The 25,742-nt window shown below is 65.7% G+C and carries 29 protein-coding genes, 1 tRNA gene, 1 other RNA gene and 1 pseudogene; 14 read left to right on the top strand and 18 right to left on the bottom strand.

The features are described from left to right. Nucleotides 1-14: 14 nt before the first annotated feature. From rimO to GTZ99_RS00590, 4 genes are all read left to right on the top strand, one after another. Nucleotides 15-1,421, top strand: coding sequence for a 30S ribosomal protein S12 methylthiotransferase RimO (gene rimO / locus GTZ99_RS00605; protein ID WP_161716356.1), 1,407 nt, complete (start codon nt 15-17; stop codon nt 1,419-1,421). 306 nt (nt 1,422-1,727) lie between these two features. Beyond that, the gene (locus tag GTZ99_RS00600) at nt 1,728-2,516 is read left to right on the top strand and encodes a competence/damage-inducible protein A (RefSeq protein WP_161716355.1); all 789 of its coding nucleotides are present in this window, start codon (nt 1,728-1,730) and stop codon (nt 2,514-2,516) included. Next, nucleotides 2,516-3,055, top strand: a complete 540-nt coding sequence (locus GTZ99_RS00595) for a hypothetical protein (RefSeq protein WP_161716354.1) — start codon at nt 2,516-2,518, stop codon at nt 3,053-3,055. The genes GTZ99_RS00600 and GTZ99_RS00595 overlap by 1 nt, the downstream gene beginning before the upstream one ends. A 57-nt stretch (nt 3,056-3,112) precedes the next feature. Further along, nucleotides 3,113-3,673 (top strand): YqgE/AlgH family protein, encoded by a 561-nt coding sequence (locus GTZ99_RS00590; protein ID WP_161716353.1) that lies wholly within the window; start codon nt 3,113-3,115, stop codon nt 3,671-3,673. A gap of 3 nt (nt 3,674-3,676) precedes the next feature. On the opposite strand, the gene GTZ99_RS00585 is transcribed toward GTZ99_RS00590, so the two are convergent. The 8 genes from GTZ99_RS00585 to GTZ99_RS00550 form a co-directional block, all read right to left on the bottom strand. Then, nucleotides 3,677-4,027, bottom strand: a complete 351-nt coding sequence (locus GTZ99_RS00585; protein WP_161716352.1) for a hypothetical protein — start codon at nt 4,025-4,027, stop codon at nt 3,677-3,679. Between the two features lie 113 nt (nt 4,028-4,140). Next, nucleotides 4,141-4,842, bottom strand: coding sequence for a 50S ribosomal protein L1 (gene rplA / locus GTZ99_RS00580; RefSeq protein ID WP_161716351.1), 702 nt, complete (start codon nt 4,840-4,842; stop codon nt 4,141-4,143). Nucleotides 4,843-4,846: 4 nt separating this feature from the next. Then, the gene (gene rplK, locus GTZ99_RS00575) at nt 4,847-5,278 is read right to left on the bottom strand and encodes a 50S ribosomal protein L11 (RefSeq protein WP_161716350.1); all 432 of its coding nucleotides are present in this window, start codon (nt 5,276-5,278) and stop codon (nt 4,847-4,849) included. 175 nt (nt 5,279-5,453) lie between these two features. After that, entirely contained in the window at nt 5,454-6,434 is a 981-nt protein-coding gene (locus GTZ99_RS00570; protein WP_161716349.1) for a nucleoside hydrolase, read from the bottom strand. 142 nt (nt 6,435-6,576) lie between these two features. Continuing rightward, on the bottom strand, nt 6,577-7,113 hold the full coding sequence (gene nusG, locus GTZ99_RS00565) for a transcription termination/antitermination protein NusG (RefSeq protein ID WP_161716348.1): 537 nt from the start codon (nt 7,111-7,113) through the stop codon (nt 6,577-6,579). A 32-nt stretch (nt 7,114-7,145) separates the two neighbouring features. Then, a complete protein-coding gene (gene secE / locus GTZ99_RS00560; protein WP_227711058.1) occupies nt 7,146-7,313 on the bottom strand; it encodes a preprotein translocase subunit SecE in 168 nt (55 codons plus the stop codon). A 195-nt stretch (nt 7,314-7,508) separates the two neighbouring features. Next, nucleotides 7,509-9,113 (bottom strand): hypothetical protein, encoded by a 1,605-nt coding sequence (locus tag GTZ99_RS00555; protein ID WP_161716346.1) that lies wholly within the window; start codon nt 9,111-9,113, stop codon nt 7,509-7,511. A gap of 171 nt (nt 9,114-9,284) precedes the next feature. Then, nucleotides 9,285-9,360, bottom strand: a tRNA-Trp gene (locus GTZ99_RS00550). A gap of 44 nt (nt 9,361-9,404) precedes the next feature. On the opposite strand from GTZ99_RS00550, the pseudogene aat reads away from it, so the two are divergent. Continuing rightward, nucleotides 9,405-10,322: pseudogene (gene aat / locus GTZ99_RS16745) on the top strand (leucyl/phenylalanyl-tRNA--protein transferase); the annotation flags it as partial. 71 nt (nt 10,323-10,393) lie between these two features. Here the strand turns inward: aat and GTZ99_RS00540 are convergent. The 3 genes from GTZ99_RS00540 to GTZ99_RS00530 form a co-directional block, all read right to left on the bottom strand. Next, nucleotides 10,394-11,053, bottom strand: coding sequence for a DUF2155 domain-containing protein (locus GTZ99_RS00540; protein ID WP_227711007.1), 660 nt, complete (start codon nt 11,051-11,053; stop codon nt 10,394-10,396). An 8-nt stretch (nt 11,054-11,061) separates the two neighbouring features. After that, nucleotides 11,062-11,454: an NADH:ubiquinone oxidoreductase subunit NDUFA12 gene (locus GTZ99_RS00535; protein ID WP_161716344.1), complete on the bottom strand. Its 393-nt coding sequence runs from the start codon at nt 11,452-11,454 to the stop codon at nt 11,062-11,064. A 166-nt stretch (nt 11,455-11,620) separates the two neighbouring features. Beyond that, nucleotides 11,621-12,331: a regulatory protein RecX gene (locus GTZ99_RS00530; protein ID WP_161716343.1), complete on the bottom strand. Its 711-nt coding sequence runs from the start codon at nt 12,329-12,331 to the stop codon at nt 11,621-11,623. Between the two features lie 161 nt (nt 12,332-12,492). On the opposite strand from GTZ99_RS00530, the gene GTZ99_RS00525 reads away from it, so the two are divergent. The 4 genes from GTZ99_RS00525 (at nt 12,493) to GTZ99_RS00510 (ending at nt 16,418) form a co-directional block, all read left to right on the top strand. After that, a complete protein-coding gene (locus GTZ99_RS00525) occupies nt 12,493-14,274 on the top strand; it encodes a fatty acyl-AMP ligase (RefSeq protein WP_161716342.1) in 1,782 nt (593 codons plus the stop codon). A gap of 197 nt (nt 14,275-14,471) precedes the next feature. Beyond that, entirely contained in the window at nt 14,472-14,765 is a 294-nt protein-coding gene (locus tag GTZ99_RS00520; protein ID WP_161716341.1) for a YggT family protein, read from the top strand. Then, on the top strand, nt 14,762-15,670 hold the full coding sequence (folD, locus tag GTZ99_RS00515; RefSeq protein ID WP_161716340.1) for a bifunctional methylenetetrahydrofolate dehydrogenase/methenyltetrahydrofolate cyclohydrolase FolD: 909 nt from the start codon (nt 14,762-14,764) through the stop codon (nt 15,668-15,670). The genes GTZ99_RS00520 and folD overlap by 4 nt, the downstream gene beginning before the upstream one ends. 22 nt (nt 15,671-15,692) lie before the next feature. After that, a complete protein-coding gene (locus tag GTZ99_RS00510; RefSeq protein ID WP_161716339.1) occupies nt 15,693-16,418 on the top strand; it encodes a hypothetical protein in 726 nt (241 codons plus the stop codon). A 104-nt stretch (nt 16,419-16,522) separates the two neighbouring features. Here the strand turns inward: GTZ99_RS00510 and GTZ99_RS00505 are convergent, their stop codons facing one another. Then, complete coding sequence (locus tag GTZ99_RS00505) at nt 16,523-17,236, bottom strand: tetratricopeptide repeat protein (protein WP_161716338.1); 714 nt, start codon at nt 17,234-17,236, stop codon at nt 16,523-16,525. Nucleotides 17,237-17,350: 114 nt separating this feature from the next. On the opposite strand from GTZ99_RS00505, the gene GTZ99_RS00500 reads away from it, so the two are divergent. Both GTZ99_RS00500 and GTZ99_RS00495 read left to right on the top strand, forming a co-directional pair. Continuing rightward, nucleotides 17,351-17,980 (top strand): MarC family protein, encoded by a 630-nt coding sequence (locus tag GTZ99_RS00500; RefSeq protein WP_161716337.1) that lies wholly within the window; start codon nt 17,351-17,353, stop codon nt 17,978-17,980. Between the two features lie 29 nt (nt 17,981-18,009). Next, on the top strand, nt 18,010-18,921 hold the full coding sequence (locus GTZ99_RS00495; protein WP_161716336.1) for an energy transducer TonB: 912 nt from the start codon (nt 18,010-18,012) through the stop codon (nt 18,919-18,921). Between the two features lie 20 nt (nt 18,922-18,941). Here the strand turns inward: GTZ99_RS00495 and argB are convergent, their stop codons facing one another. Further along, nucleotides 18,942-19,868 carry an acetylglutamate kinase gene (argB, locus tag GTZ99_RS00490; RefSeq protein WP_161716335.1) on the bottom strand — a complete coding sequence of 309 codons (927 nt, stop codon included), beginning with the start codon at nt 19,866-19,868 and terminating at the stop codon, nt 18,942-18,944. Between the two features lie 112 nt (nt 19,869-19,980). Between argB and GTZ99_RS00485 the strand changes: the two genes are divergently transcribed. Next, nucleotides 19,981-20,361 (top strand): c-type cytochrome, encoded by a 381-nt coding sequence (locus tag GTZ99_RS00485; protein WP_161716334.1) that lies wholly within the window; start codon nt 19,981-19,983, stop codon nt 20,359-20,361. 34 nt (nt 20,362-20,395) lie between these two features. Here the strand turns inward: GTZ99_RS00485 and GTZ99_RS00480 are convergent, their stop codons facing one another. From GTZ99_RS00480 to GTZ99_RS00460, 5 genes are all read right to left on the bottom strand, one after another. Next, entirely contained in the window at nt 20,396-21,088 is a 693-nt protein-coding gene (locus GTZ99_RS00480) for a queuosine precursor transporter (protein ID WP_161716333.1), read from the bottom strand. Between the two features lie 101 nt (nt 21,089-21,189). Then, nucleotides 21,190-21,599, bottom strand: an RNA gene (rnpB, locus tag GTZ99_RS00475) — RNase P RNA component class A. A gap of 69 nt (nt 21,600-21,668) precedes the next feature. Further along, complete coding sequence (locus tag GTZ99_RS00470) at nt 21,669-22,406, bottom strand: N-acetylmuramoyl-L-alanine amidase (RefSeq protein WP_161716332.1); 738 nt, start codon at nt 22,404-22,406, stop codon at nt 21,669-21,671. Between the two features lie 33 nt (nt 22,407-22,439). Further along, nucleotides 22,440-23,105 (bottom strand): histidine phosphotransferase family protein, encoded by a 666-nt coding sequence (locus tag GTZ99_RS00465; RefSeq protein WP_161716331.1) that lies wholly within the window; start codon nt 23,103-23,105, stop codon nt 22,440-22,442. An 80-nt stretch (nt 23,106-23,185) separates the two neighbouring features. Continuing rightward, the gene (locus tag GTZ99_RS00460) at nt 23,186-23,647 is read right to left on the bottom strand and encodes a Mov34/MPN/PAD-1 family protein (protein WP_201742326.1); all 462 of its coding nucleotides are present in this window, start codon (nt 23,645-23,647) and stop codon (nt 23,186-23,188) included. 10 nt (nt 23,648-23,657) lie between these two features. On the opposite strand from GTZ99_RS00460, the gene GTZ99_RS00455 reads away from it, so the two are divergent. Beyond that, nucleotides 23,658-24,743: an RluA family pseudouridine synthase gene (locus GTZ99_RS00455; RefSeq protein WP_161716329.1), complete on the top strand. Its 1,086-nt coding sequence runs from the start codon at nt 23,658-23,660 to the stop codon at nt 24,741-24,743. Between the two features lie 47 nt (nt 24,744-24,790). Next, on the top strand, nt 24,791-25,696 hold the full coding sequence (rpoH, locus tag GTZ99_RS00450; protein ID WP_161716328.1) for an RNA polymerase sigma factor RpoH: 906 nt from the start codon (nt 24,791-24,793) through the stop codon (nt 25,694-25,696). Nucleotides 25,697-25,742: the final 46 nt, after the last annotated feature.

Genomic DNA, 25,742 nt, shown 5'->3' with positions numbered 1-25,742 from the left:
GGGGGCGCGCCATCATGGCCGAAAATTCCTCCTCCCCCACCCAGATCCCCGACAGCCCCAAAGTGGGCATGGTCTCGCTTGGCTGCCCCAAGGCTTTGGTCGACAGCGAGCGCATCCTGACCCGCCTGCGCAGTGACGGATACCAGATGAGCGCCGATTACGCGGGCGCGGATGTCGTTCTGGTCAACACCTGCGGCTTTCTGGACAGCGCCAAGGAGGAATCTTTGGCCGCCATTGGCGAGGCGATGGCCGAAAATGGCCGCGTCATCGTCACCGGCTGCATGGGCAACGAGGCCGAGGCGATCCGCGCCCGCTTCCCTGACGTTCTGGCGATCACCGGGGCGCATCAGTATGAGGATGTGGTGGGCGCGGTGCATATCGCGGCGCCTCCGACACGCGGGCCGTTTGTCGATCTGATCCCCGCCGACCGCGACACCGGCGAGGTGAAACTGACGCCGCGCCACTATTCGTACTTGAAGATTTCGGAAGGCTGCAACCACTCTTGCGCCTTCTGCATCATCCCGCAATTGCGCGGCAAACTGGCCAGTCGGCGGGTCGACGCGGTATTGCGTGAGGCGGAAAAGCTGGTCGCGGCCGGCACCCGCGAATTGCTGGTGATCAGCCAGGACACCAGTGCCTATGGCGTTGATATCCGCCACGAAACGCGCGAGTGGAAGGGCCGCGAGGTGCGCGCCCACATGACCGATCTGGCCCGCGAACTGGGCGCGCTGCGCAGCCCCGACGGGACGCAGCCCTGGGTGCGGTTGCACTATGTCTATCCCTATCCGCATGTCGATGATGTCATCCCGCTGATGGCGCAGGGGCTGATCACGCCCTATCTGGACATCCCGTTCCAGCATGCCGCCCCCAATGTGTTGCGCGCCATGAAACGCCCCGCCAACGAGGCCCGCGTGCTGGAGCGGATCAAGGCGTGGCGGGACATCTGCCCGGATCTGGTCATCCGCTCGTCTTTTGTGGTGGGTTTCCCCGGCGAGACGGAAGCTGATTTCCAATATCTGCTGGACTGGCTGGACGAGGCGCAGTTGGACCGCGTTGGCGCGTTCAAGTTTGAACCCGTGGACGGCGCGTCCGCCAACGACCTGCCCAACCCCGTGCCCGAAGCCGTGAAGGAAGAACGCTTCGCCCGCATCATGGCGAAAACCGCCGCGATTTCAGCGGCAAAGCTGGCGGCAAAGGTGGGCCGCGTGATCCCCGTGATCATCGACGAGGTGGGTGAGGAGGACGAGGATGGCGACATCGGCGCCACCGCCCGCAGCCAGGCCGACGCGCCCGAAATCGACGGTCAGGTGCTGTTGCGCAATGTGCCGGCCGATCTGGCCCCCGGCATGATCGTCATGGCCCGGATCGAGGACGCGGACGAGCACGACCTGTTTGGCGTGATTGAAAGTGATTTAACCTGATTGCTATCGCACGTTTAACCAGATTGCATTTTACGCAAGAGTCGCCTCCCATTTCGCACTTGCGATAAATTAAGGATTAGGGCTTAAGGAAGAGGCCTTTCAGGCATCCTCTCCCAAGACTTTCAAAGGGCCGGTCGCAAGACTGGCCCATTTTTTTCGCGCCCGCCGCGCCGCGCCCGCATTTTTGTTGTCAATGATAGCATTATGGTGGCGTTTAGGCCGCGTTACGCAGGCCGCGGCTGCCGCCTGCCGATTTCCCCATGGCACAGGTTTGCGCGAAGGCTCCCGGCGGGCTACCCCTGCGCCATGACCGACTCTGCAACCACGCCCGCCGCGCCCCGCGCCGACCGCATTTTCACCGCCGCGCTGGTGGTGATCGGCGACGAGATCCTGTCCGGCCGCACCCATGACAAGAATATCGCGCAGGTGGCCGCGTGGCTGGGCGTGCAGGGCATAAGGCTCAAGGAAGTGCGGGTGGTGTCCGACGATCAGGACGCCATTGTCGAGGCGGTGAATGCCTTGCGGGTGCGCAACGACTATTTGTTCACCACCGGCGGCATCGGGCCGACACATGATGACATCACGGTGGACGCCATCGCGGCGGCGCTGGGCGTGCCGGTGATCGTCCACCCAGAGGCCCGCGCCATTCTGGAGGACTATTACGCCACCCGTGGCGGTGTGACCGAGGCGCGGCTGCGCATGGCCCGCACGCCCGAAGGCGCCAGCCTGATCCCCAACCGCTATTCCGGGGCGCCGGGTATCTGTTGGGGCAATATCTTTATCATGGCGGGGGTGCCGACGATCACGGCGGGGATGCTGGACGCGCTGACCGGCACGCTGGAGGGCGGCGCGCCGGTATTGTCGGAAACCATCGGCTGCTGGGTGGGTGAAAGCGAGGTCGCCGACCTTTTGCGCAACACCGAAAAGGCGCATGAGGGCGTGGCGATCGGCTCCTATCCGTTCTTTCGCGAAGGCAAGACCGGGGCCAATTTCGTCATCCGCTGCACCGATGCCGACCAACTGGCCACCTGCGCCGCCGCCTTGTCGCAGGCCTTGGCCGACCTCTCGCGTGAGCCGGTGGCGGGCGGCATTTGATGCGATTCGCGCTGATCGGGGCGCTGCTGGCGGCAGCCTCCACCCCGGCCCATGCCCGCGTCAGCCAGCGCGGGATCGACGCGCTGGAGGCGGCGCTGAACGCGCAGGACAGCGCCACGGCGGTGCTGACCGCGCGCTGTGCGTCTGGCGCGATCACCGCCACCCCGGTGCGGGGCGAGGACGCCCTGCCCGCCCCCGACCTGAACGACACGCTGAGCATGGCCGAAACGGACGAGCCTGGATACCGCCATGTCCGCCTGTCCTGCGGCGGAGTGGTGCTGTCGCAGGCGCATAACTGGTACGTGCCCGCCCGCCTGACGCCCGAAATGAACGCCGCGCTGGCCACGACCGACACGCCCTTTGGCAAGGTGGCCGCGCCGCTGCTGTTCCAGCGCCAGCGGTTGAACACGCAGCGCGGCGCGGCGCCCGGCTGTCCGACCGACACGGTGCTGTCGCAACGCGCGCTGTTGCGCCTGCCCGATGGCCGCCCGCTGGCGCTGGTGGTGGAATGCTATACCCCCGCAGCCGCCGCGCAATAGGCCACGCGCGCGCAATCGCTGGTTGCGCGGCGGGCTTGCTGTCCCTACCTTATCCCCATGACTAAGGCGCAATATCTGGGCGGGCGGTTGCTGTTGGCGCTGCCCGGCATGCCCGATCCCCGCTTTGCCGGCGCGGTGCTGGCGCTGTGTGTGCATGACGAAAACGGCGCGCTGGGCATCGGCATCAGCGATGTGCTGGACGGCATCACGCTCTACACGCTGCTGGATGATCTGGGGATCGACCGGGGCGTCGCCCCCGACGTCGAGGTGCACCATGGCGGCCCGGTCGAGCCGCAGCGCGGTTTTGTCCTGCATTCGCCCGATTGGGGGGCAGACAGTTCCATGCGCGTCAATGAACATTGGAGCCTGTCGGGCAGTCGCGACATCCTGCAAGCCATCGCCGATGGCACTGGTCCGGCGCAATGGCTGATTGCCTTGGGCTATGCCGGATGGGGTCCCGGACAACTGGACGGCGAAATGCGCGAACATGGGTGGTACGCTGCCGAAGGGCGCGGCACGATCCTGTTCGACACGGACACCGATGACCGCTGGACGCAAAGCTGGGCGGCCGAAGGGATCGACCCGGCCCACCTCTCGATGCAGACCGGCCGCGCCTGAGAGCTATTGCGCCGGGGCGGTGGCGACCGCTGGCACCGCGGCATCGCGGCGCAGCACCGGCAAATAGCGCAAGGCCAGCGTCAGCACCAAAGGCCAAACCACCGTCGCGGCAACATCGGCGCCGGTTTCGGCCCACTGCCAATCGCCATATTGCAGGCGATCAACGCATTCATTGGCCGTTTCAGCCAGCACCACCATCAGCATCGGCCAAGGCGTATGCAACCCACGCCGCAACACCATCCCGGCCACCAGCCAGATGATCAGGCCGGCGCACACATGCAGGAACTTGTCCGGACCGGGGACAAAGGTCTCCAGCCAGTTGGTCAGGTCGATATAGCGGTGAACCAGCGTCATGGCGCGTGGTATGCTGCGCCGCATTATGGAAGTCCAGCCCCAAGCGGCACAACAAAAAGGCCGGGAAGGTTTCCCCTCCCGGCCCTTTGATCGGGGCATATGCCCGTCGGCTGTTAGCCGCCGTGCACCTGCGCCACGTCAACCTTCAGGCCGGGGCCCATCGAGGTCGACAGCGAGATCTTGCGGACATACTTACCCTTGGCGCCCGACGGCTTGGCCTTGACGATGGCGTCAACGAAAGCGTCAAAGTTGGCGCGCAGCGCTTCGTTCGAGAACGACAGCTTGCCCAGACCACCATGGATGATGCCGGCCTTTTCGACGCGGAATTCGATCTGGCCGCTCTTGGCAGCCTTCACGGCGTCGGCGACGTTCGGCGTCACGGTGCCCAGCTTGGGGTTCGGCATCAGGCCCTTGGGACCCAGCACCTTGCCCAGACGGCCAACGATGCCCATCATGTCGGGGGTGGCGATCACGCGACCGTAGTCGAGGTTGCCAGCCTGCATGTCTTCCAGCAGGTCCTCGGCGCCCACGCGGTCAGCGCCAGCGGCCAGAGCGGCCTCGGCCTTGTCGCCACGGGCGAACACGGCGACCTTGACGGTCTTGCCGGTGCCCGAAGGCAGCACGACCATGCCACGCACCATCTGGTCGGCGTGACGCGGGTCAACGCCCAGGTTCATCGCGATTTCCAGCGTTTCGTCGAACTTGGTGCTCGACAGATCGCGCAGCGACTGGATCGCTTCGTCGATGCCGTACAGCGCCTGGTTGTCGCCCAGCTTCTCGTTCAGCGACTTCTGCTTCTTGGTCAGCTTTGCCATCGGATCAGCCCTCCACAACCTGAATGCCCATCGAGCGGGCGGAACCAGCAATGATCTTGATCGCCTGATCCAGATCGTTGGCGTTCAGGTCCTTCATCTTCAGCTGGGCGATTTCGGCCAGCTGCGTGGTGGTGATCTTGCCAGCCGAATCCTTGCCGGGAGCCTTCGAACCCGACTTCAGGCCCAGCGCCTTCTTGATGAAGAAGGTGGCGGGCGGCGTCTTGGTGACGAAGGAGAACGACTTGTCCGAATAGACCGTGATGATCGTGGGCAGCGGCGTACCGGCTTCAACTTCCTGCGTCGCAGCGTTGAATTCCTTACAGAAGCCCATGATGTTCACGCCGCGCTGACCCAGAGCCGGACCGATCGGCGGGCTGGGCTTGGCTTGCTGAGCTGCGATCTGCAGCTTGATGTAACCGTCAATTTTCTTGGCCATGATGGCCTCCTTTCACTCTGTCGGGGCGGCGCTCGCCTCCCCCTCAAGTCAAGCGGTCAGACAGCACCAGACGATGCCGGCGCCTCCCGCACGGATTCCCGGATCGCTCCGGAAGCGGCGTCCCTTACCCGGATTCGCGCAAAAAGCAAGCCTTAGAGGCCGCCCGCCGCCTGCGTTACAGGTCGCCTGCGGCGTGCAGGCGCATCAGTGCATGGAAATCCTCGAAGGTCAGCCGCGCGTCCAGCGTGTCAAACACCCGCAACTTGCGCCCCGGCACCACCGCGCCATAACGCCCATCGGGCAGGATGCGCCGCGCGGGCAGGTCGCGCGCCACGCTGCTTTCCGCTGTCAGCGCGGTCAGCAACACCGTCGGACTGTCGCCCAGCGGCCACGTCCCGCCAATGTCGATCCACTCTGGCGGGGTGGTGAAACGGTCATACAGCCACGCGCCAAAGTCCGAAACCGGCCGCAGCCGCGCCGCCAGATCGGCATTCGACGCCTGCATCTGGCGATAGGCCCCCTGCGGGATCTGCCACAGGGGCACCTTGTGGCGCTCGATCACCTCGCGCGCGGCGGCGATGTCGGTGTTGAGATTATATTCCCAGCCCCCCGCGGGATAGGCCCCGCCGCCGATCCACACCACCGTCATGCGCCGGGCGATCTGTGGCGCCATTTTCAGCGCGGCGGCCACATTGGTCAGCGGGCCGCCACAGGTGACGAACAGTGGCAGAGGATCCTCGCGCAGCGCCTCGGCGACGATGGCGCGGGCTGCTTCTGTTGGGGCCAGATCGGCACTGACCGCCTCTGCCCCGGCGATGACGGGCGGATTGGCGGCGACCCCGGCACGGCGAATCAGTTCGCGCGCGATCTGCGCCCCCATCGTGGAGGATCGCCCCTGCATCTCGGGCGGGGTCAGTTTGGGCGCGGTGGGGCTGACGGTGATCAGCGTGGTGCGCGTTTTGGGCGTCAGCAACTGATGCGCCAGCGCGATCAGGCTGTCGGGATCGCCGGCAAAGTCATTGTCCACCACCACCCGCGCCGAGGCCCGTTGCGGGATCATGCGATAGGGCGCGCCCATGGCGGGAGAAGCCAGCGCGCCCGCGCCACTGGCGGCCAGCGCGGCGATCATCTGGCGGCGGTCAATGGCAAAGGACATCACGGCTCCCTTTCGATATTTTCGCTTTACACCCACCAACATAAAATAACGAAACACCGCGCACAAGGCCCGCCCGCCCCACACGCGAAAAGGGCGCCGCAGGCCATGCCCGCAGCGCCCCTTTTGCGTTTGGCGTGTCGCCTTACTTCGACAGCTCGACGTGCTCGAAGTCCAGCTCGACCGGGGTGGCGCGACCAAAGATCGACACCGACACCTTCACGCGGCTCTTTTCGAAGTCCAGCTCCTCGACAATGCCGGTAAAGCTGCTGAACGGACCGTCCAGCACCTTGACCGAATCGCCGATCTCGTAATCGACGGCCACGTGCTTCTTGACCTGCGTGGCCACCGCCTCGCGCGCGCCAAAGTAACGCGCCGCGTCACGTTCGCTGATCGCCTGCGGCTTGCCATTGTTGCCCAGAAAGCCGGTCACCTTGGCGGTGTTCTTGACCAAGTGATAAACGTCATCGTTCATCGTCAGCTTGGCCAGCACATAGCCGGGCATGGTCTTGCGCTCGACCTGCACCTTCTTGCCGCGCTTGACCTCGGTGACCTGCTCGCTCGGCACCTCGACCTGCTCGACCAACTGCGACAGGCCCAGGCGCTCAGCCTCGGCGATGATCGCTTCCTTGACCTTGTTTTCAAAGCCGGAATAGGCGTGGATGATATACCAACGGGCCATGTTCGCCTCTTTTATCCTAAAACTTGTGTGGCTCAGGCCAGCGACAGCAGCGTGCGCACGACATAGCCGAACAGCGAATCGATCCCCAGAAAGAACACCGCCAGAATGAACATCAGGATCGCCACGAAGATCGAGGTCGAGATGGTTTCCTGACGGGTCGGCCACACCACCTTGCTGGCCTCGACGCGCACCTGACGCATGAATTCGCCCGGCGAAACGCCCGGCTTCTTCTCGGGCTGCGGCTTGGCCGTGGCGGCGGGGACCTTGCGATCGTCCATTCGAAATATCCTTGCGGGTTCTGACCGGTGCGTCTGTTTCCGCCATGGGGCTTTCGCCGCCCCGGAAGGTGTCCGGGAGGGGCAGTGAAAGCTCCGATGTCGGGAGATATCCGCCATCTAGTGGCTTTGCGCGGATTTTGCAAGCGGCGCTGACGGTTCGGGCGCGGGTGGGGGATTGGCGCCGCCCGGCACCACCACCGCCGGCGCCAGCCGCGCGATCAGCGTGCCTGGCGCGCTCCACACCACCACCGCGCCCAGCGGCAGGCGATCAGGCAGGCGCTGCCCCACATACCACAGCCAGTCCGCCTCACGCGCGGGGGCGAAATCGGCCAGATCCACGGGCCGGTCCGCAGCCTGCAAAATGCGGTGCGAGGGATCGACAAACCCGCGCGAGGCATCGCGGATGCGCAGCATATGCACATTGGCCACGGCGAAATTGGCATTGCTCAGCGCTTCGCGCCGGACCACGGCATAGGCGCCGATATGTTCAAAGCGGTTCAATTCCCACCGCCCCGAATCCACCACCACCGCCGAGGCCACACGGGCGCCGCGCGGAATATGGTCCAGCGCCTGCAAATAGCGCTCCATCTGCGCCGCGCCCTGCCCCCATGTCAGCGTCGTCACCGCCAGCCGCGCCAGATACAGCGCCGACACCGCCAGCGTGCCAACCCGCGCCCACACGCCCAGCACCGTGCCCGCGCGCGGCCAGTCGATCGCCAGACAGGCCACCATCAGCCCCGATGTCACCAGCCGGTAATCGGCATAATCCCCGCCCGAGATATGGCGCGGCACGGCAATCGTCATCGCCAGCAGCATCAGCGCCGCCCAGCCCAGCCGGTCATCAATCCAGCGCTGTGCCGTGGCCAGCGCCACCGCCGCCAGCACCGCCACCAGCCCCAGAAAATCCAGCGCATAGGAGGTGTCGCGCATCGCCTTTAGCCAGATCGCCTGTTTGTACACCCACCAGTAATTGCCATAGGAAAACGCGCCTGACGTGCCCGGCAACAGCGCCATCACCACCAACGGCCCCAGCAAGGGCCAAGGCGCGATGAACGCGCGCCACCATGGCGCGCCGGTGGGGTTGGCGGCGGTGCGGCGCTGGCTGAACTCGTATCCGAACACCAGCACGCCCAGAATCGCCCAGGCCGACAGGTGGAACACCCAGACCAGCACGCCCGCCGGCACCATCAGGCTGTCGCGCCACCAATACCGGCGCAGCGCCACCCAGCCGGCAAACACCCATAGCGCCAAGGCCTGCCCAGCGGCAAAATTCAGCAATCCGATCAGCATCATCGGCGACCAGACAAAGGCCATCGCCAGCAGCGTGCCGATGCCCACCCGGCGGCGCAGCACCCATGACACCGCTACCAGCGCCAGCCCGGTCAGCGGCGGGATGATGCCCGTCAGCACCCGCCCGGCCTGCTCCAGCCCAAAGAGCTGCGCGAAGGGGCCGATCAACAGGTCGATCCCGACATTGCCCGTCCATTGCCAGACAAAGCCATAGTGGCGCGCCAGATCGGGATTGGCCCCGCCATCCAGCATCACGCGATAGCGCGCCAGATGGGCGGGATAATCGCTCATCATCGGATAGCGCGCGACGATCACCGGCAGCGCCGAGATCAGCGCCAGCACGATCCCCAGCCACAGCATCGCCCTTTCCCGCCCGGAATCGCGCGGAAAGGCCACAGGGTTGATCGGGGCAAAGGGCAGATTATGGCTCACAGGTGGGACGGCTTTCGGTCACGGGCGCTGGGCCAGCGCAAAAGGGACGCCATTGTCCCTAATGCCGCCGCGTGGCGATGCAAGGCCCGCCTGCGCCCCGCCGCGTGCCATATGCGCACAATCGGCCCCGCGGCAAACGCCCTGTTTTTCAGCGATGTGACGGAAATACCCTGGCAGGAGTGGAGGGACTCGAACCCACGGCCCTCGGTTTTGGAGACCGATGCTCTACCAACTGAGCTACACTCCTGCGGGAAGCGCGCCTCTAGCCAGCCGCCGCGCCGATGGCAAGCCATGAATGCGCGTTGGGCGCGGAAAAAATGCATGGCGGCCATGATGATGCACGCGCGCAAAGCCCGGCGACACAGCGGCGGCGGCGGGAAAGGGTGGCATTTTCCCCCACCCCCGCCGCCCGGCAAAAAGACGCAAAAATGCCAATGCCGTCCGAAAAATCACCGTCAACCCCGCAAAAACCCGCAGTTTGCGGCCATTTGCCCGACAGGCGAAAAGTGCATCATGCCCCCTCTGGTCCTGCGGACAAAATGGGCTATGTTCCGCCGCGTGAAGGCCATGACAGATCCCATCATCGACCCAACCTTGCTGATGAACGCTTATCGCAGCGGGATTTTTCCAATGGCCGATTCGCGCGACGATCCCGAAGTCTATTGGATCGAGCCGCGGCTGCGCGGAATCCTGCCGCTTGATGGGTTCCATTGCTCGCGCTCGCTGGCGCGCACGCTGAAACGTGGGCGGATTACCGTCACCTGCAATCAGGCGTTCGAAGCCGTGATGGAGGAATGCGCCGCCCCCCGCCCCCCCAAGGAAGGCGAGGAAGAGGACGATTTTGACGATCTGGACGATCTGGACCCCGGCGACAGCGCCAGTGGCACATGGATCAGCCACCGCATCGCCGCCACCTATCACCAATTGCACCGGCTGGGCCATGCCCATTCGATCGAATGCTGGATCGATGCCCCCGATGGCACACGCCAATTGGTCGGCGGGCTGTATGGCGTGGGGTTTGACCGGGTGTTTTGCGGCGAAAGCATGTTTTCGCGCGTGCCCGATGCGTCCAAGGTGGCGCTGGCATGGCTGGTGGCCGCGCTGCGCATCGGGGGCGCGGATCTGCTGGATTGCCAGTTCATGACCGGCCACCTGTCATCGCTGGGCGCGGTGGAGATCTCGCAAGCCGAATATCTGACCCGCCTGTACCGGGCCCAACGCCCCGAAGGCGCCGAATATCGCGCGCCCACCATGGACATGGGTCAGGCCGGGGACAGCACTCAGTCCGGGGCGGCGGGGGCGGCAGGCGCCTGTGGCGCGGGGGCGTCCTGGGACGCCGGCGCGCTGTCGCTGCCCGATGCCTTTGGCGCCCTCTTGGCCGCGGCAAAGTCCTCGGGCTTCTCTTCCTCGCCCGGAAAGCTCATCGCGCAATCCTTGACCCAGACGTCATAGACCGGGTGTTCCACCACGTTCAGGGACGGCGATTCCTTGAACAGCCAGCCCGAAAACACCTTGCGCCAGCGCAGCGGCTCGGACACGCTGGCGCGCTCCTCGACAAACAGCTGGACAAAGGCGCCCGTCTGCTGCGGGCGCTCCCACGGCAGGCTGCGCTCACAGCTCGACAGCTTGACCACCACATTGCCGATGCGGCGGGCCTCGCCCGGCTTCATCTTCAGCTCGGTGGTCTCGTTGTTGCGCTTGTTCAGCAGGCCCAGCGTGGCAACGCGGTCCTTGACCGGCGTGCCAAACTCGCTCTCGACCAGACCGCTGGGCGCGGGGCCAACGCTGCCGACGGCCTGCGGCACATCGCTGGACGACGAATCAGCACCATCGCCCCCGCCACATCCCGCCAGCGCCATCAGCGAGAGCGGCATCAGCCAGCGCGCCACGCCAAGGCCCGCCAGACGACGGCCCGCCACATTGGGGTCGCTGGCGCGCATGGGGTGGATCAGCCTTCCGGGGTCCAGGCTTCGTAAGCGGCGGCAGCGCCGGGCTTGGCCAGTTCGGGGTGCGGGCGGTGGGCGTTGGCCGTACCGGTCGCGTTGGGGGTATATTCCACCTCCCAGATGCGCGGCGGCGGCAGGTGGCTTTCGGGCACACCGTCATAGGAATGGTGCAACCAGCCATGCCATTCGGCCGGCACGCGGCTGCTGTCATTCGCACCGTTATAGATCACCCAGCGACGCTCACGCCCGGCAAAGGGGCTGTTGGCGGTGGCGGGGGTCTTTTTGCGGGTGCGGTAATACTTGTTGCCCTGATGATCGGTGCCCACATGCTCACCGTTGCGCACGGTGTTGAGCCAAGTGCCAAAAGTGGAGCCGTTCCACCACGTAAAGAGCATGTGCCAAGTTCCCTGATCGTCAGCGGCCAGTGCAAACAGGTTGCACCGATGCAAGATGTCCGGCGCCTAGCCGATGGTGGGGGCATAGGGCAAGAGCGATGCGCGCGCCACGGCGCAAAAGGCGCCCCCATCCCCGCTTTTTCCCGATTTGGGCGCGGCGCGCGGGTCAGAAATCGCCGGTCGGGCCGTCCCAGTCCTCCTCTGCGTGGCTGGATTCGTCACCATCGACGGCCTGCGCCCAGCTTTCGGCCGTGGCGATATCGGGCGAATCAAGCAGCACCCGCACAATCCCCAGCCCATGCCCGGCCCGCACCATCGCGGCCACCTGCTTTTCGCGCTCTTTTGGCTCCATCCGGCCCGCGTCCGCGTCGCGCCGCCATGGGCCAAAGCGTTTGCGCCGGGCCAGCGCCAGCGCGGCCGCACGGGCGGCGGCCTCGTCCGGGCGGACATCGGTGCGAATCGGTTCGGCAATGCCCGCCTGCATCAAGGCCTGATCGATCCGCCTTGCGCCAAATCCGCGCCGTTGCAGGCTGGCCGATCGCGCCTGCGCGAAACCGGCGTCATCCACATAGCCCGCGCGGATAAAGCGCGCGACGATATCGGCAGCGGCCACCTCGCCCTCGTGGGGCGCCTCTCCCGCCCACCCACGCTCGCGCAGCTTGCGCCGCAAATAGGCCTCCAGCTTGGCCGCACTGGTGGCGAAACGCGCCACATGATGCAGCGCCAAGGCCTCGAAGGTGGCGATATCCAGCGGCCGGGGCGCGCGCTTTTCCCGTTGCCCGCGACGCGCCCGCCCGCCGGTCCGGCCGCGCGGGTCGTCCGATTCGCCCGGCGGCTGATGCGGGTCGCCCGATGATGATTGGTTAACATCCTGCATGTGGCCTTATTCGTGCCACATAGTGCGGCGAAAGGGGACCCCGTTTCGGATCGCCCCCCGTCTGGCCCCCATGGTGTGGGGCGGCCCGATTTGACCTGCCCGCCGATGACGCCTAACGGCGCCGCTTTCGGCCCTCAGATCACGTGAAAGTCGCAAAGCCCATGACCGAAACCGCCCAGATGGACCGCAAGGCTGATACGCCCGCTCTGGTGCCCACCCCCAACCTGTGCGATCTGCCGCGCCGCTATGCCGATTTCGCCACCTTTGGCGAGGCGCTGGATTACGCGGCGCAGGGCACGCGCGGGCTGAACTTTCACGATCCGCGCGGCAATCTGGCCCGCCCCTATCCGTTCCGCGAACTGCGCGAGGACGCGCTGAAGATGGCGTACCGCCTGATCGCGCGCGGCGTGAAAAAGGGTGACCGCATCGCGCTGGTGGCCGAAACGGGCGCCGAATTTGCCGCACTGTTCTGTGGCGCGGTCTATGCCGGCGCGTGGCCGGTGCCACTGCCGCTGCCGACCTCTTTCGGGGGCAAGGACAATTACATCGACCAATTGGCGGTGCAGTTGGCCAGCTCGGACCCGCTGTATTTCTTCTATCCGCCCGAAATCGCCGCGATGGGCGATGCGGCCACGGCCGCCCACAATGCCAAGGGCGGCGCCTGCACCGGGCAGGGCTGGGACGTGCTGGCAGCCGAAGCGGCGGTGGAATGCGAATTGCCGCAAGCGAGCGGCGATGACATCAGCTATCTGCAATATTCGTCGGGATCGACGCGGTTTCCGCATGGCGTGGCGGTGACGCACCGTTCGCTGTTGAACAACCTGCGCGGGCATTCGCTGGGGATGCATATTGACGGCGATGACCGCTGCATCAGCTGGCTGCCGTGGTATCACGACATGGGTCTGGTCGGCTGTTTTCTGGGCGTGATCGCCAATCAGATCAGCACCGATTACCTCAAGACCGAGGATTTCGCCCGCCGTCCGCTGGCATGGCTGGACCTGATCAGCCGCAACAAGGGGCATAGCGCGTCCTTCTCGCCCACCTTTGGCTATGACATCTGCGCCCGCCGCATTTCCAGCCAGACCAATGTGGCCGAACGCTTTGACCTGTCGCGCTGGCGCATTGCGGGCAATGGCGCGGACATGATCCGGCCCGATGTGATGCAAAGCTTTGTCAACGCCTTTGCCCCCGCCGGGTTCAAGGCGTCGGCCTTCCTGCCCTCCTATGGTCTGGCCGAGGCGACGCTGGCCGTCACCATCATGCCGCCGGGCGAAGGCATCCGCATCGAGCTGGTCGAGGAAGAGCGCCTGTCGGGCACCAAGCGCGACCTGTCGCGCCCGGCCCGTTACCGCGCCATCGTCAATTGCGGCAAGCCGGTGCTGGACATGGCGGTAGAGGTGCGCAAGGCCGATGGCAGCGTGCTGGGCGACCACCAGATCGGCAAGGTGTGGTGCAAGGGCATCTCGGTCATGCACTCCTATTTCCGCGACCCGGAATCGACCGATGCCTGTCTGGTCGATGGCTGGCTGGACACCGGCGACATGGGCTATCTGAACGCCGAGGGCTATCTGTTCATCGTTGGCCGCGCCAAGGACATGATCATCATCAACGGCAAGAACCACTGGCCGCAGGACATCGAATGGGCCGTGGAACAGCTGCCCGGCTTCCATCAGGGCGACATCGCCGCCTTCAGTCTGGAGACGGAAAGCGGCGAGGAAACCGCCGCCGTGCTGGTCCATTGCCGCGTGTCCGATCCGGTTGAGCGGCAGAAGCTGAAAACGGCCGTTGCTGAAAAGGTGCGCTCGATCCTGGGCCATCCGGCGGTGGTGGAACTGGTGCCGCCGCGCACGCTGCCGCGCACGTCCTCGGGCAAGCTGAGCCGCGCCAAGGCCAAGAAGCAATATCTGTCGGGCGAGATCGTGCCGTTTGAACTGGCCGCGTAAGCACAACGCCCCAAACAACAACAGCGCCCTGCCGGTGACGGCGGGGCGTTTTGTTTGCGCGCGCGACACTGGCGCGCCCCGCATTCCCCCTTGCGCTGATTGTAAGTGTTGCTTACAAAGCGCGCCACAAGCGCTCCGGTTGCGTCCGGCCCGGCCCTCGGCTAGGCAGGGCGCCGCCATCGGGAGAGGACGCGCCCATGTTGATTACCCTGATTCAGATTGCCGGCTATCTGATCGACACGCTGCGGATGATTGTCATTGTGCAATTCGTCTTCAGCCTGCTGATCAGCTTTAACGTCATCAACACCTATAACCAGTTTGTCGCTGGGGTGTGGCAGGCGCTCAACATGCTGCTCGAACCGTTTTATGGCCCTTTGCGCCGGATCCTGCCCGACACCCGCCCCATCGACTTTGCGCCGATGGCCCTGCTGGTGGCGCTGACCATTGTCGAAATCATCCTGAACAACGTGGCTAGGTCGGTATTATCATGACGGAATTCAACGAGAAGATCATCGACGGCAAGGCTTTTGCCGAAGGCTTGCGCGCGCGCATCGCGGTGCAGGCCGCAGCGTTTGAGGCCAAGGCTGGCCGCAAGGCGGGTCTGGCTGTGGTGCTGGTGGGCGAGGACCCGGCCAGCCAGGTCTATGTCGCCAGCAAGGCCAAGCAGACCGTCGAATGCGGCATGGAAAGCTTTGAGCACAAGCTGCCCGCTGACACGACGCAGGAAACGCTGCTGGCGCTGATCGATCGGTTGAACGCCGATGACGCGGTTGACGGCATTCTGGTGCAATTGCCGCTGCCCAAACATCTGGACGAGCAGACCGTGGTCGAGCGGATCAGCCCCGACAAGGACGTCGACGGCCTGACTCCGATCAGCACCGGCCGTCTGGCGCTGGGCCTGCCGGGTCTGGTGCCCTGCACGCCGCTGGGCTCGCTGATGCTGCTCAAGGATCGTCTGGGCAATCTGTCGGGCAAGGATGCGGTGGTGATTGGCCGCTCGATCCTGGTGGGCAAGCCGATGGTGCAATTGCTGCTGGGCGAAAACTGCACGGTGACGGTGGCCCACAGCCGCACACAGAATCTGGCCGATGTGGTGCGCCGCGCCGACATCGTCGTTGCCGCCGTCGGCCGCCCCGAAATGATCAAGGGCGAATGGATCAAGCCGGGCGCCACCGTGATCGACGTGGGCATCAACCGCCTGCCCCCCGAAGAGGGCAAAAAGAAGGGCCGCATCGTCGGCGACGTCGACTATCAATCCGCCATTCAGGTGGCGGGCGCCATCACCCCGGTGCCGGGCGGCGTTGGCCCGATGACGATCGGCGTGTTGCTGCGCAATGCCTTGGTCGCGGCGCACCGCAATGCGGGTGTCGAACTGGCCGACGGCATTCTGGACTGACCCTATCGGAGTGATCCCCGCCATGAAGCCCTTTGCCCCCGTCCTGACGCTGATGCTGATTGCGGGGGGAATGGCGGCGGGGATCGCCCCATCGGCACAGGCCCAAGGCGGGCCGGGCGGCGGCCCCGGTGGAAGTCGCCAACAGGGCCGCGGCTTTGCCCAGCCCAGCGACCTGATCGCCGCTGAAATCGCCGCGACACGCTTGGCCTCTGACAAGGGGCAGGCCTATGCCAGCGCGCAAACCTCGGTCGAGACGGCGCAGATGTTTGCCGGCATCGCCCCCACCCCCATCAACCGCAAGGCCAAGAAGGTTCCCGATCCCGCCACCGCGCTGACGTGGGGCACGCAACAGGTGTGGATGGCCTGTGACGGGTCCTATGGCGGCACAGCCGGCGCGTGGCGCGGGGCGGCTGCGCAGGGGTGGTACGCCACCATCTGGCAGCGGCAAAAGGTTGGCGGGTACAAATGGGTACTGCGCCATATGCAGGCCAGCCCCACCCTGCCCGAGGCACCCGAATGGATCGACGCGGTGGTGGGCGATTGCCCGCGCCCCGGCCAGCGCGCCGCACCCGTTGCGCCGCAGCCGGACCCGGCGAAAGACGCCCCCGTTGACCACCAGACCGGCCAATCGCGCGATGGCACCTTTGCCTGGGACAGCGCGGTGATGGATGGCGCGCGCGTGCTGCACCTGCGGCTGAAGCGCGGCGGGGAGATGACACAGGTGCTGACCCGGCGCATCGCCCCCTAGAGCGTTTTCCGATCATTCAGGATTGAAAAACGCGACCAGCCCGCGCGGCGATTGAGCGTCGCTTTTCCGTTCGCGTCAGCTTGAACGGAAAACGCTCTAATGCGCTATTTGCGCTGGCGCTGCTGGGCGATATAGGTCAGCTCTTCGCGGGCAACCTGGCTGTCGGGATCATCCTTCAGCGCGGCGCGATAGGCGGCCTCCGCCTCGTCCAGCTTGCCCCGCTCAACCAGAATATAGCCGATGCCGCGCAGTGCCCTTGCCCGCGCGCGCTTTTCCCCTTCGGGTGATCCGGCCATGGGGGCCGCGTCGCGCGCGCGTTCATAACTGGCCATCGCCGCGTCCATCTGCCCCAGCCGTTGTTGGGTATAGGCCAGCTCGCCCAGATATTGCGGGTTGCGCGGCGCCAGTTCGACCAATTGCTGCAACAGTGCCTGCGCCTCGTTGCCGTGGCCCATTTCGGTCTGCAAAAAAGCCGACAGATACAGCGTCTGGCACGCGGCGGCGGTCATCACGATGGCGGGCGTTTTCGTGGCGGCAGCGCCCATCAGATAGAACAGCGATTCGGTGGAGCTGGTGGCGCAATAGACCCCACCCTTGGCACGGGCGGCGGTGATGCGGGCGGCAACCTCCTTGCGCGAAGGCTCCAATGCGGCATAGGCATCGGCCGGGCGGCGCTGACGCAACAGGCCAATCGCATCGGTCAAGGTGGTTTCCAGCGGATCGACAGCGGCAGGTGAAGGTGCCGGCGCAGGCGCAGGCGATTGCGCGTTCGCCATCGGCGCGGCCAGCATCAGCCCCGCCGCAATCATGCCTGCCATTCGTGTCATGCCATCCCCCCGATATTCCAGCGCCCAGCCTATCGGCCAAACCCTGCTGCCACCAGTGTAAACAGCGCCCTTGCCTGTGGTTATGCGCCATGCGACACCACAGGGATGATCGAACTGTTCATCTCGACCTTTGCCACGCTGTTTGTGGTGATCGACCCGCCCGGCTGCGCGCCGATCTTTGCCGGGCTGACAGGCGGGCACAGCACCGCGCAGGCCCGCGCCACGGCCCTGCGCGCGGCGGGCATCGCCACCGCCATCCTTTTCGCCTTTGCCCTGTTCGGCAAAGGGTTGCTGGGCGCGCTGCATATCGAGATGAACGCCTTTCGCATCGCGGGCGGGATCATGCTGTTCCTGATCGCGCTGGAGATGGTGTTTGAAAAACGCACCCAGCGGCGCGAACAGCGCGCCGATCAGGTGCGCGCCGATCCGCATGAGCCGCATGAGGACATCAGCGTATTCCCCATGGCGATGCCGATGATCGCCGGGCCGGGCTCAATCGCGACGGTGATGCTGATGATGGGTCAGGCGCAGGATAGCGCGCAGGCGGGCGTGGTGATGGCGGCGCTCGCGCTGGTGATGGCGCTGACGGCGGGCGCGCTGGTGCTGGCGCGGCCGATCATGGCGCTGCTCGGCGCGCGGGTAGAGGCGGTGGTGACGCGGGTGCTGGGCGTATTGCTGGGCGCGCTGGCGGTGCAATATGTGATCGACGGGGTGCGCGGCGTCGTGGGATTGTAACCGCGCCGCGCCATGGCAAAAGGATGACCATGCACAAGCTGACCTGCGCCGCGCTGATGCTGGCGCTGCCCTTTGCCGGGCCGAGCGCCGCAAACGCCCAAGGCGCCGATGGCGCGGCCAGCGCCACCCCCTTGGCCAAAAGCAGCAAATGGGTGTTGAACGCCGACACCGAATTATGCGCGCTGGCCAGTGGTTTTGGCGATGGCGCGGACCGGGTGGTGTTGCGCATGGTGCAATATGCGCCGCATCTGCCGGTCGAAGTGCAATTGAGCGGCAAGCCATTGGCCACAGGGCTGGTAATGACGCCTTTGCCGATGATGCTGGGGGCGGACGCCACGGTGCAGGAAAGCGCATGGGCCGGTGTCACCGCCGCCGCGCCGGGGGCCGATCCGCTGCCGTTGCTGGTGCTGACGCGTGGGTGGCGCGCCGTGCATGGCCCCGCCCTGCCCGATGCCGATGCGGTGGCCATCAATGGCCGCATGCCCGCGGTGCAGGTGTCGGGCGAAACGGCCAGCATCACGCTGCGCACGCCCCATGGCCGCTGGCTGCGGCTGGAAACGGGGCGGCTGGAGCCGGGGCTGGCCGCGTTGCAACAATGCGCCGATACGCTGCCCGATGGCTGGGGCTATGCCCGGCAAAGCGGCGCCCAAGCCCCCCGCCCGGCCGAAGCGCCGGGGCGCTGGCTGTCCCCGCGCGACTTTCCCCGGCAGGACCTGCGCACCGGCGAAAGCGCGCTGGTGCATTTCCGGCTGGATGTGGATGAGGGCGGCAAGGTGACAGGCTGCCGCATCAGTTTTGCCATCGGGCTGGGCGAATTTTCGCAGGCCACCTGCGCCCGGTTGACCGAGCGCGCCCGCTTTACCCCCGCCACCGATGCCAATGGTCAGCCGACAAGGGGCTATTACGTGGGGACGGTGCGTTGGGGCACGGCGTTCAGGTAAACGCCGCGCCGTCAGAAACTTTACCCCTTGCGGATCAGCGTGCCCGCGCCCTTGCTGGTGAAAAACTCCAGCAGCATCGCATGCGGCACGCGGCCATCCAGCACCACGGCGGCCTCGCACCCGGCCTCAACCGCATGGGTGCAGGTTTCCAGCTTGGGGATCATGCCGCCGCTGATCGTGCCGTCCGCCGCCAGATTGGCGATGTCGGCCGGCGTCAGATCGGTCAGCAGGTTCTTGTCCTTGTCCAGCACGCCCGGCACATCGGTCAGCAGGAACAGGCGCGCCGCGCCCAAAGCGGCGGCAATGCTGCCCGCCATGGTGTCGGCGTTGATGTTATAGGTCTCGCCATCCGGGCCGACGGCGATGGGGGCGATCACCGGAATCAGCCCCGCCTGCGACAAAGTATCCAGCACGCTGGTGTCGATCACGTCCGGCTCACCCACGTAACCCAGATCGACGATCAGCGCCTCGCCGTCCTCGTCGGCAATCGCCTTGCCCACCTTTTGCGCGGCGACCTTGCGCGCGGTGACCATGGCGCCATCCTTGCCCGAAATGCCCACGGCCTTGCCGCCGGCCTTGCTGATCCAGCTGACCAGCTCCTTGTTGATGGCGCCCGACAGCACCATCTCGGCGACATCGGCGGTGGCCTTGTCGGTCACGCGCAGGCCGTTGACGAATTGCGATTCGATGCCCAGCGCCTTGAGCATGCGGCCGATCTGCGGGCCGCCGCCATGCACCACCACCGGGTTGATCCCCACCGCCTTCAGTAAAACGATGTCTTCGGCAAAATCCTGCGCCAATGCGGGGTCGCCCATGGCGTGGCCGCCATATTTGACGACAAAGGTGCGGCCCTCATATCGCTTGAGATAGGGCAGCGCCTCGATCAGCGTTTCGGCCTTCGCCAGCAGTTCGACGTTCGACGGGACGGGGGGAAGTGCGTTTGCCATACTTGCGCGCTTTACTAGGCTGGGCCGCGATGTGAAGAGGTTTTGTCACCGGGCGGTGTGCCCGGATGGCGCAGCGCCGCAAGTTCGGCACAGGTGAGAAAGGGGATATGGGGTGATCAAGACAATCTGCCGCATGGGTCTGGGACTGGGGCTGACGCTGGCGGCGGTGCCGGCGATGGCAGGCGGGGACGCGGCCGCTGGCGCGCGCAGCTTTTCCATGAAATGTGGCGTGTGCCACACGACCAACGGCGACAAACTCAAGATCGGCCCCACCATGGCGGGCATCATGGGCCGCAAGGCTGGCACAGTCGCTGCCACCACCACCCTGTCTGACGCATTGTTAAATGGGGGCATTACGTGGGATCAAGACATCATGCGTCGTTTCCTGGCCAACCCGCGACAGGCGCTGCCCGGCAACAAGATGGCCTTCACCGGCATCAAGGACCCGCAGGAGCTGGACAATCTGGTCGCCTATCTGATGACGCTGAAGTGATCTGAGGGCGCCCCCCTGTGCCGGGCGTGCCCCTTTACCGGGGCGCGTCCAGCCGGCGGCCCAGCGCCACAAAGACATAGATCAGCGGCGGCACCATGATGGTGGACAGCACCAGCTTGGCTATGATCTGCCCTTCCATCATGCTGCCCAGCGGATAGGCCTGACCCGAGGCGGCATCGACCACGCCGTAAAAGCTGATCGAGATGAACAGAATCGTGTCAACGATCTGTGACGCCATGCTGGCCACCCACGCGCGCAGCCACAACATCCGCCCGCCGTCCGCCCCCGCCGCCATGCGCGAAAACACCGCGACATTCAGCGTTTGCGACGTGCCATAGGAAATCAGCCCCGCCAATTGCATCCGCGCGCCCTGTCCCAGCAGGCGGGCAAAGGCCTCCTGATCGCCCCAGAAGGGCGCGGGCGGGACGACATGGATGACGCTGACCAGCAGCACCATCGAGACGATCAGCGGCACAAAGCCAAAGCGCACCAGCCGGTTGGCGGTGTCGCGCCCGTGCAGTTCGGCCACCGCGCTGGACAGCACCACCAGCAGCAGAAAGGCGAAGATCCCGCTTTCCACCGCCAGCCCGCCCAGCACCGGCCATGTGCCCAGACTGGCGATCTTGGTCCCCAGCACGCCCGCCAGCACGCATAGCCCGCCATACAACAGCGCGCAGGCAAAGAGCGAGAGCGGGATCTGGCGGGCGGTGGTGTCGGATGCGGTCATGGCGCAACCCTAACCCGCGCCACGCAGGACGCAAGGCGGGGCGATGGCCGCGACTGACAAAAATGTTCATGGCGGCCGATCACAGGCGCGCGGGCCGGCAATGTGTCAGGGGGCCTGTAAGCCGGGTTCTGTGAAGGCGCCTCGTATCGTTACCGACGCGGGCGCCAGCGGCAGCCATTCCTCTTGGCGGCGTGTTGCCACGCGCGCTCCAGCAACCAACCCGGGCGATCTCGGTCGAAACAACCTAGCTCTTGCGAGCGCGCCGCCCCTATTCGGTCTTGCTCCGGGTGGGGTTTACCATGCCGCTTCGGTTACCCGTCGCGCGGTGCGCTTTTACCGCACCCTTTCACCCTTACCTGCCTGTCGCGTTGCCGCGCAGGCGTCGGCGGTCTGCTCTCTGTGGCACTGTCCCTGGGGTCGCCCCCGGCGGGCGTTACCCGCCACCCTTGTTTCGTGGAGCCCGGACTTTCCTCGGCATAGCAAGCTATGACGCGGCTGCCCGGCCCCCTGACACGGGCTGCGCGATAGCAGTGATGGCGCGCCCGCGCAATCAGTACGGCCAACGCGCCTTCCGCGCGGGTCAGTATGGAAAATCAGGGTCGCCGCAGTCTTCGTCGATCTCGCCCTCACCCACGTCGCGCGCGATCAGCAATTCGAACAACAGCGCCCCGACCTCACCATCAATCTCACCATCGATGATGCGCGGGCGGAACCGGCGCTGAAACGCGGCAACAGCGGCGCGCCCATCGGCAATGTCATAGCCAAACCGTTCCAGCGACAGATAAAACGCCCCCGGATTTTCATGCAGCAGACGAATGCGCGGCTTGGGCGTGGGCAACGCCAGGCCATAGCGGGCCAGCACCTCCCATTCAAACAGCTCACCAGGGTCCTGTTTGCGTGCAGGCGCAATGTCGGAATGGCCCACCACATTGCCGGGCGGGATGTTGTGGCGCGCGACGATCCCGGACAACAGCGGGATCAGCGCTTCCATCTGCGCCTCGGTAAAGGGACGGTAGCCCCATTCGTGGCCGGGGTTGACCATCTCGATCCCGATGCTGGCCGAATTCACATCGGTGATACCGCGCCAATAGGACCGGCCCGCGTGCCACGCGCGCTGGTCCTCGGGCACCAGCGCGTAAACGGTGCCATCCTCATCGATCAGGTAATGGGCGGACACCTCGGCCGCCGGGTCGCACAGGCGGTCCAACGCCTCCTGTGCGGTTTGCATACCGGTGTAATGCAACACCACCATGCTGATCGGCAGCTTGCGCGCGTTATGGTTGGGGGATGGGTGATGGCGCTGAACCCATCCGGTCATGGGACACCCCCCGCCATATTCAGGCCGCCATCCTCACAGGCCCGGCAGCACCGCGCCCAGCACCAACGCCTCGTCCGAGAGCATATATTGCAAGCGCCCGCCCTGTGCGGCGGCCATTTGCGCCATCATCGCGGCAGGCGCGGTCTTGCTGGTCAGCTCGCCGAAACCGGCAGCGCCCTCCAGCGCCTGACCCACGGCGGGATCGAACGCGATGCGCGGGCCAGCCGCGCGCACGACGATTTCGGCCACGCCATCGCTGGCGCGCACCTCTGCCGCGATGTCCAGCGTGCCGCCGCGCACCAATGCCTCCATCGCGATCAGGGCAAAGTTGAGCAGCGTCTTGACCGCCGCCTTGGGCAGCGCGTCGCCGCCAATCGCCCAGCTGAGCTGAATACGGTCCTTGCCCGCCAGCAACGCCTCGATCAGCGCCTTGGGCTCGGCCACGGGGATGCGTTCGCCAAAACCGCCCGCCGCGCCAAAGGCCAGGCGAAAGAACTTCAGCTTGTCCGCGCTGGTCCGGGCCGATTGTTCCAGCAGTTCAAAGCAGCGTTCGCGCATGGCGGGGTCTTTCTCCTCCGCCAACAGCTCCAGCCCGTTCGACAGCGCCCCCACCGGGGAAAGCATGTCATGGCACAGGCGCGAGCACAGCAGGCTGGCCAGTTCCAGCGCCTGATTACGGGTAAGGGTATCGCTGCTCATTATGCGCTCATCCTGCGGCTTATCCTGCGGCGGGGCAAGCGTAATTCCGCCCATCCGCCTATGTCACACAAGCCCCATCCTTAGACCGCATCTTCGCGTGGGGAAAGGTGTTCGAAACCATTTCGGCTGCTTTGCCACCAGCCAATGCGCCAATCGGACGGTTGTTCTGTGGACAGGTGGCGCACGGCCCCGCAGGCAGGCGCCACAATCGCCCAGATCGCCCCATCCCCTGCCGCCGCCGCCACATCCCGCGCCGAGGGGAAAGCGCCCCCCACCGGATGCGAATGGAAACAGCCCACGACCCGCGCGCCCGTGCCTTCGCGCGCGGCGCGGTGGGCCGCGATCAGGGCGGCGGGGTCGATCTCGAACTTGCGGGCGGGATCGGAGGCGACATTGGCACAGGGCACCGCCGCCAGCACCCGCACGCAGCCCCCCTCCACCGCGCCCAGCAACAGGCCACAGGCCTCGTTCGGCCATGCGGCGGCGACATGCGCCTCCATTGCGGGCGCGACAGCCCTTGCAAGGTGAAAAACCAACCCCATCTGTACGATAATGGACCGGGGGGAATCATCAGGGCAAGAGGCCATTTCCGGCCATCTGACAATCGCGGGCCGGCTGGACCGGGCGCTGGCCGATGCCTGCCCGGCAGACGCCGCCCTCTCGCGCGAGCGGATCAAGGCGCTGATCGGCGAAGGGCGCGTGGCGATTGATGGCCGCGTGGTGACGCAGCCTTCGGCCAAGGTGGCGGCGGGGGCGGCTTTTGCCATCACCCTGCCCGCCCCCACCGCGCTGGAGGCGGTGGCGCAGGACATCCCGCTGTCCATCGCTTATGAGGATGAACACCTGATCGTGGTGGACAAGCCCGCCGGGCTGGTGGTGCATCCGGCGGCGGGCAATCTGGACGGGACGTTGGTCAACGCCCTGCTGCACCATTGCGCGGGGCAGCTATCGGGCATCGGCGGGGTCGAACGCCCCGGCATCGTCCACCGCATCGACAAGGATACCTCCGGCCTGCTGGTCGTGGCCAAAAGCGCGCAGGCGCATGAGGGGCTGGCAAGGCAGTTCGCCGACCACAGCATCGAGCGCGCCTATCTGTGCCTGACAGGCGGGGTGCCGGTGCCGCCGCAAGGGACGCTGCGCGGGGTGATCGCGCGGTCCGACGCCGACCGCAAAAAGATGGCGCTGTTGCCCGAATCGGCGCGCCAGCCTGCCGATGGCGGACGCGGCAAACATGCCGTCACCCATTACCGCGTGGTCGAATCGCTGCATGATGCCGGGGCGTCTGTCGCGGCGCTGGTCGAATGCCGGCTGGAAACGGGCCGCACCCATCAGGTGCGCGTGCATATGGCGTCTATCGGCCACGCGCTGCTGGGCGATCCGGTCTATGGCCGCCCGCCAAAGGCACTTCGCCCCATTCTTGCCCAAGAGGGCTTTGCCCGGCAGGCATTGCATGCCGCCGTTCTGGGGTTTATCCATCCTGTTTCTGGCAAGACTCTAAGGTTTGCCAGTTCGCTGCCGCAGGACATGCAGCAGCTTTTGGCCCTGCTGGGCGGTTGTCATGCCGCCAAGCCGGACCTTTATCTGCCCCAACCCATCGCGGAAGGGGCATCGTGGCCGCCACCGAAGGGTGCCTGTTAAGGGCCCGTCAATGTGCGTGCTGACACATGTGAAGGACGATGACTGCAATGAGCCGCGACACCAATCTGCCGTCTGTCCCTGCCGCCCCCGTGGGCGAGGCCGGACTGAACCGCTATCTGGCCGAAATCCGCAAGTTCCCCGTGCTGACGGCGGAGCAGGAATACATGCTGGCCAAGCGCTATGCCGAACATCAGGACCCCGAGGCCGCGCGCCGGCTGGTGACCAGCCACCTGCGTCTGGTGGCCAAGATCGCCATGGGCTATCGCGGCTATGGTCTGCCGGTCAGCGAGCTGATCAGCGAGGGCAACATCGGCCTGATGCAGGGCGTCAAGAAATTCGAGCCTGATCGCGGTTTTCGTCTGGCCACCTATGCGATGTGGTGGATCAAGGCCAGCATTCAGGAATTCATCCTGCGGTCGTGGAGCCTGGTGAAAATCGGCACCACCGCCGCCCAGAAAAAGCTGTTCTTCAACCTGCGCCGCATGAAGAAGAACATCGACGCGTTCGAGGACACCGACCTCCACCCCGATGACGTGCGCAAGATCGCCACCGATCTGGGCGTGTCCGAGGCCGAGGTGGTCAACATGAACCGCCGGATGATGATGGGGGGCGATGCCTCGCTCAACGTCAGCTTCAACGACGAGGGCGAGGGCCAGTGGCAGGACCTGTTGGCCGATGGCGGGCCGTTGCAGGACGAAACCGTTGCCGATGCCGAGGAAGCGATGTGGCGCCGCGCCATCCTGACCGACGCCATGTCCAGCCTGAACGAGCGTGAGCGCGCCATCCTGATCGAGCGCCGTCTGACCGACGATCCCAAGACGCTGGAGGAATTGTCGCAGACCTATAACGTCAGCCGCGAACGCGTCCGCCAGATCGAGGTTCGCGCTTTCGAGAAGCTGCAGAAAGCTATCCTTAAGAGCGCCATGGATAAGAAGCTGTTGCCCGCGGCCTGAGCCGCGCGGTCCGAATCGGTGGCCTGCCGGGGGGTATGGCTGCCGA

Source organism: Novosphingobium ovatum (assembly GCF_009909235.1).
Taxonomy (GTDB): domain Bacteria; phylum Pseudomonadota; class Alphaproteobacteria; order Sphingomonadales; family Sphingomonadaceae; genus Novosphingobium; species Novosphingobium ovatum.
Note: the sequence above shows the minus strand (reverse complement) of the source record. Positions and strands in the feature narration are given on the sequence as shown.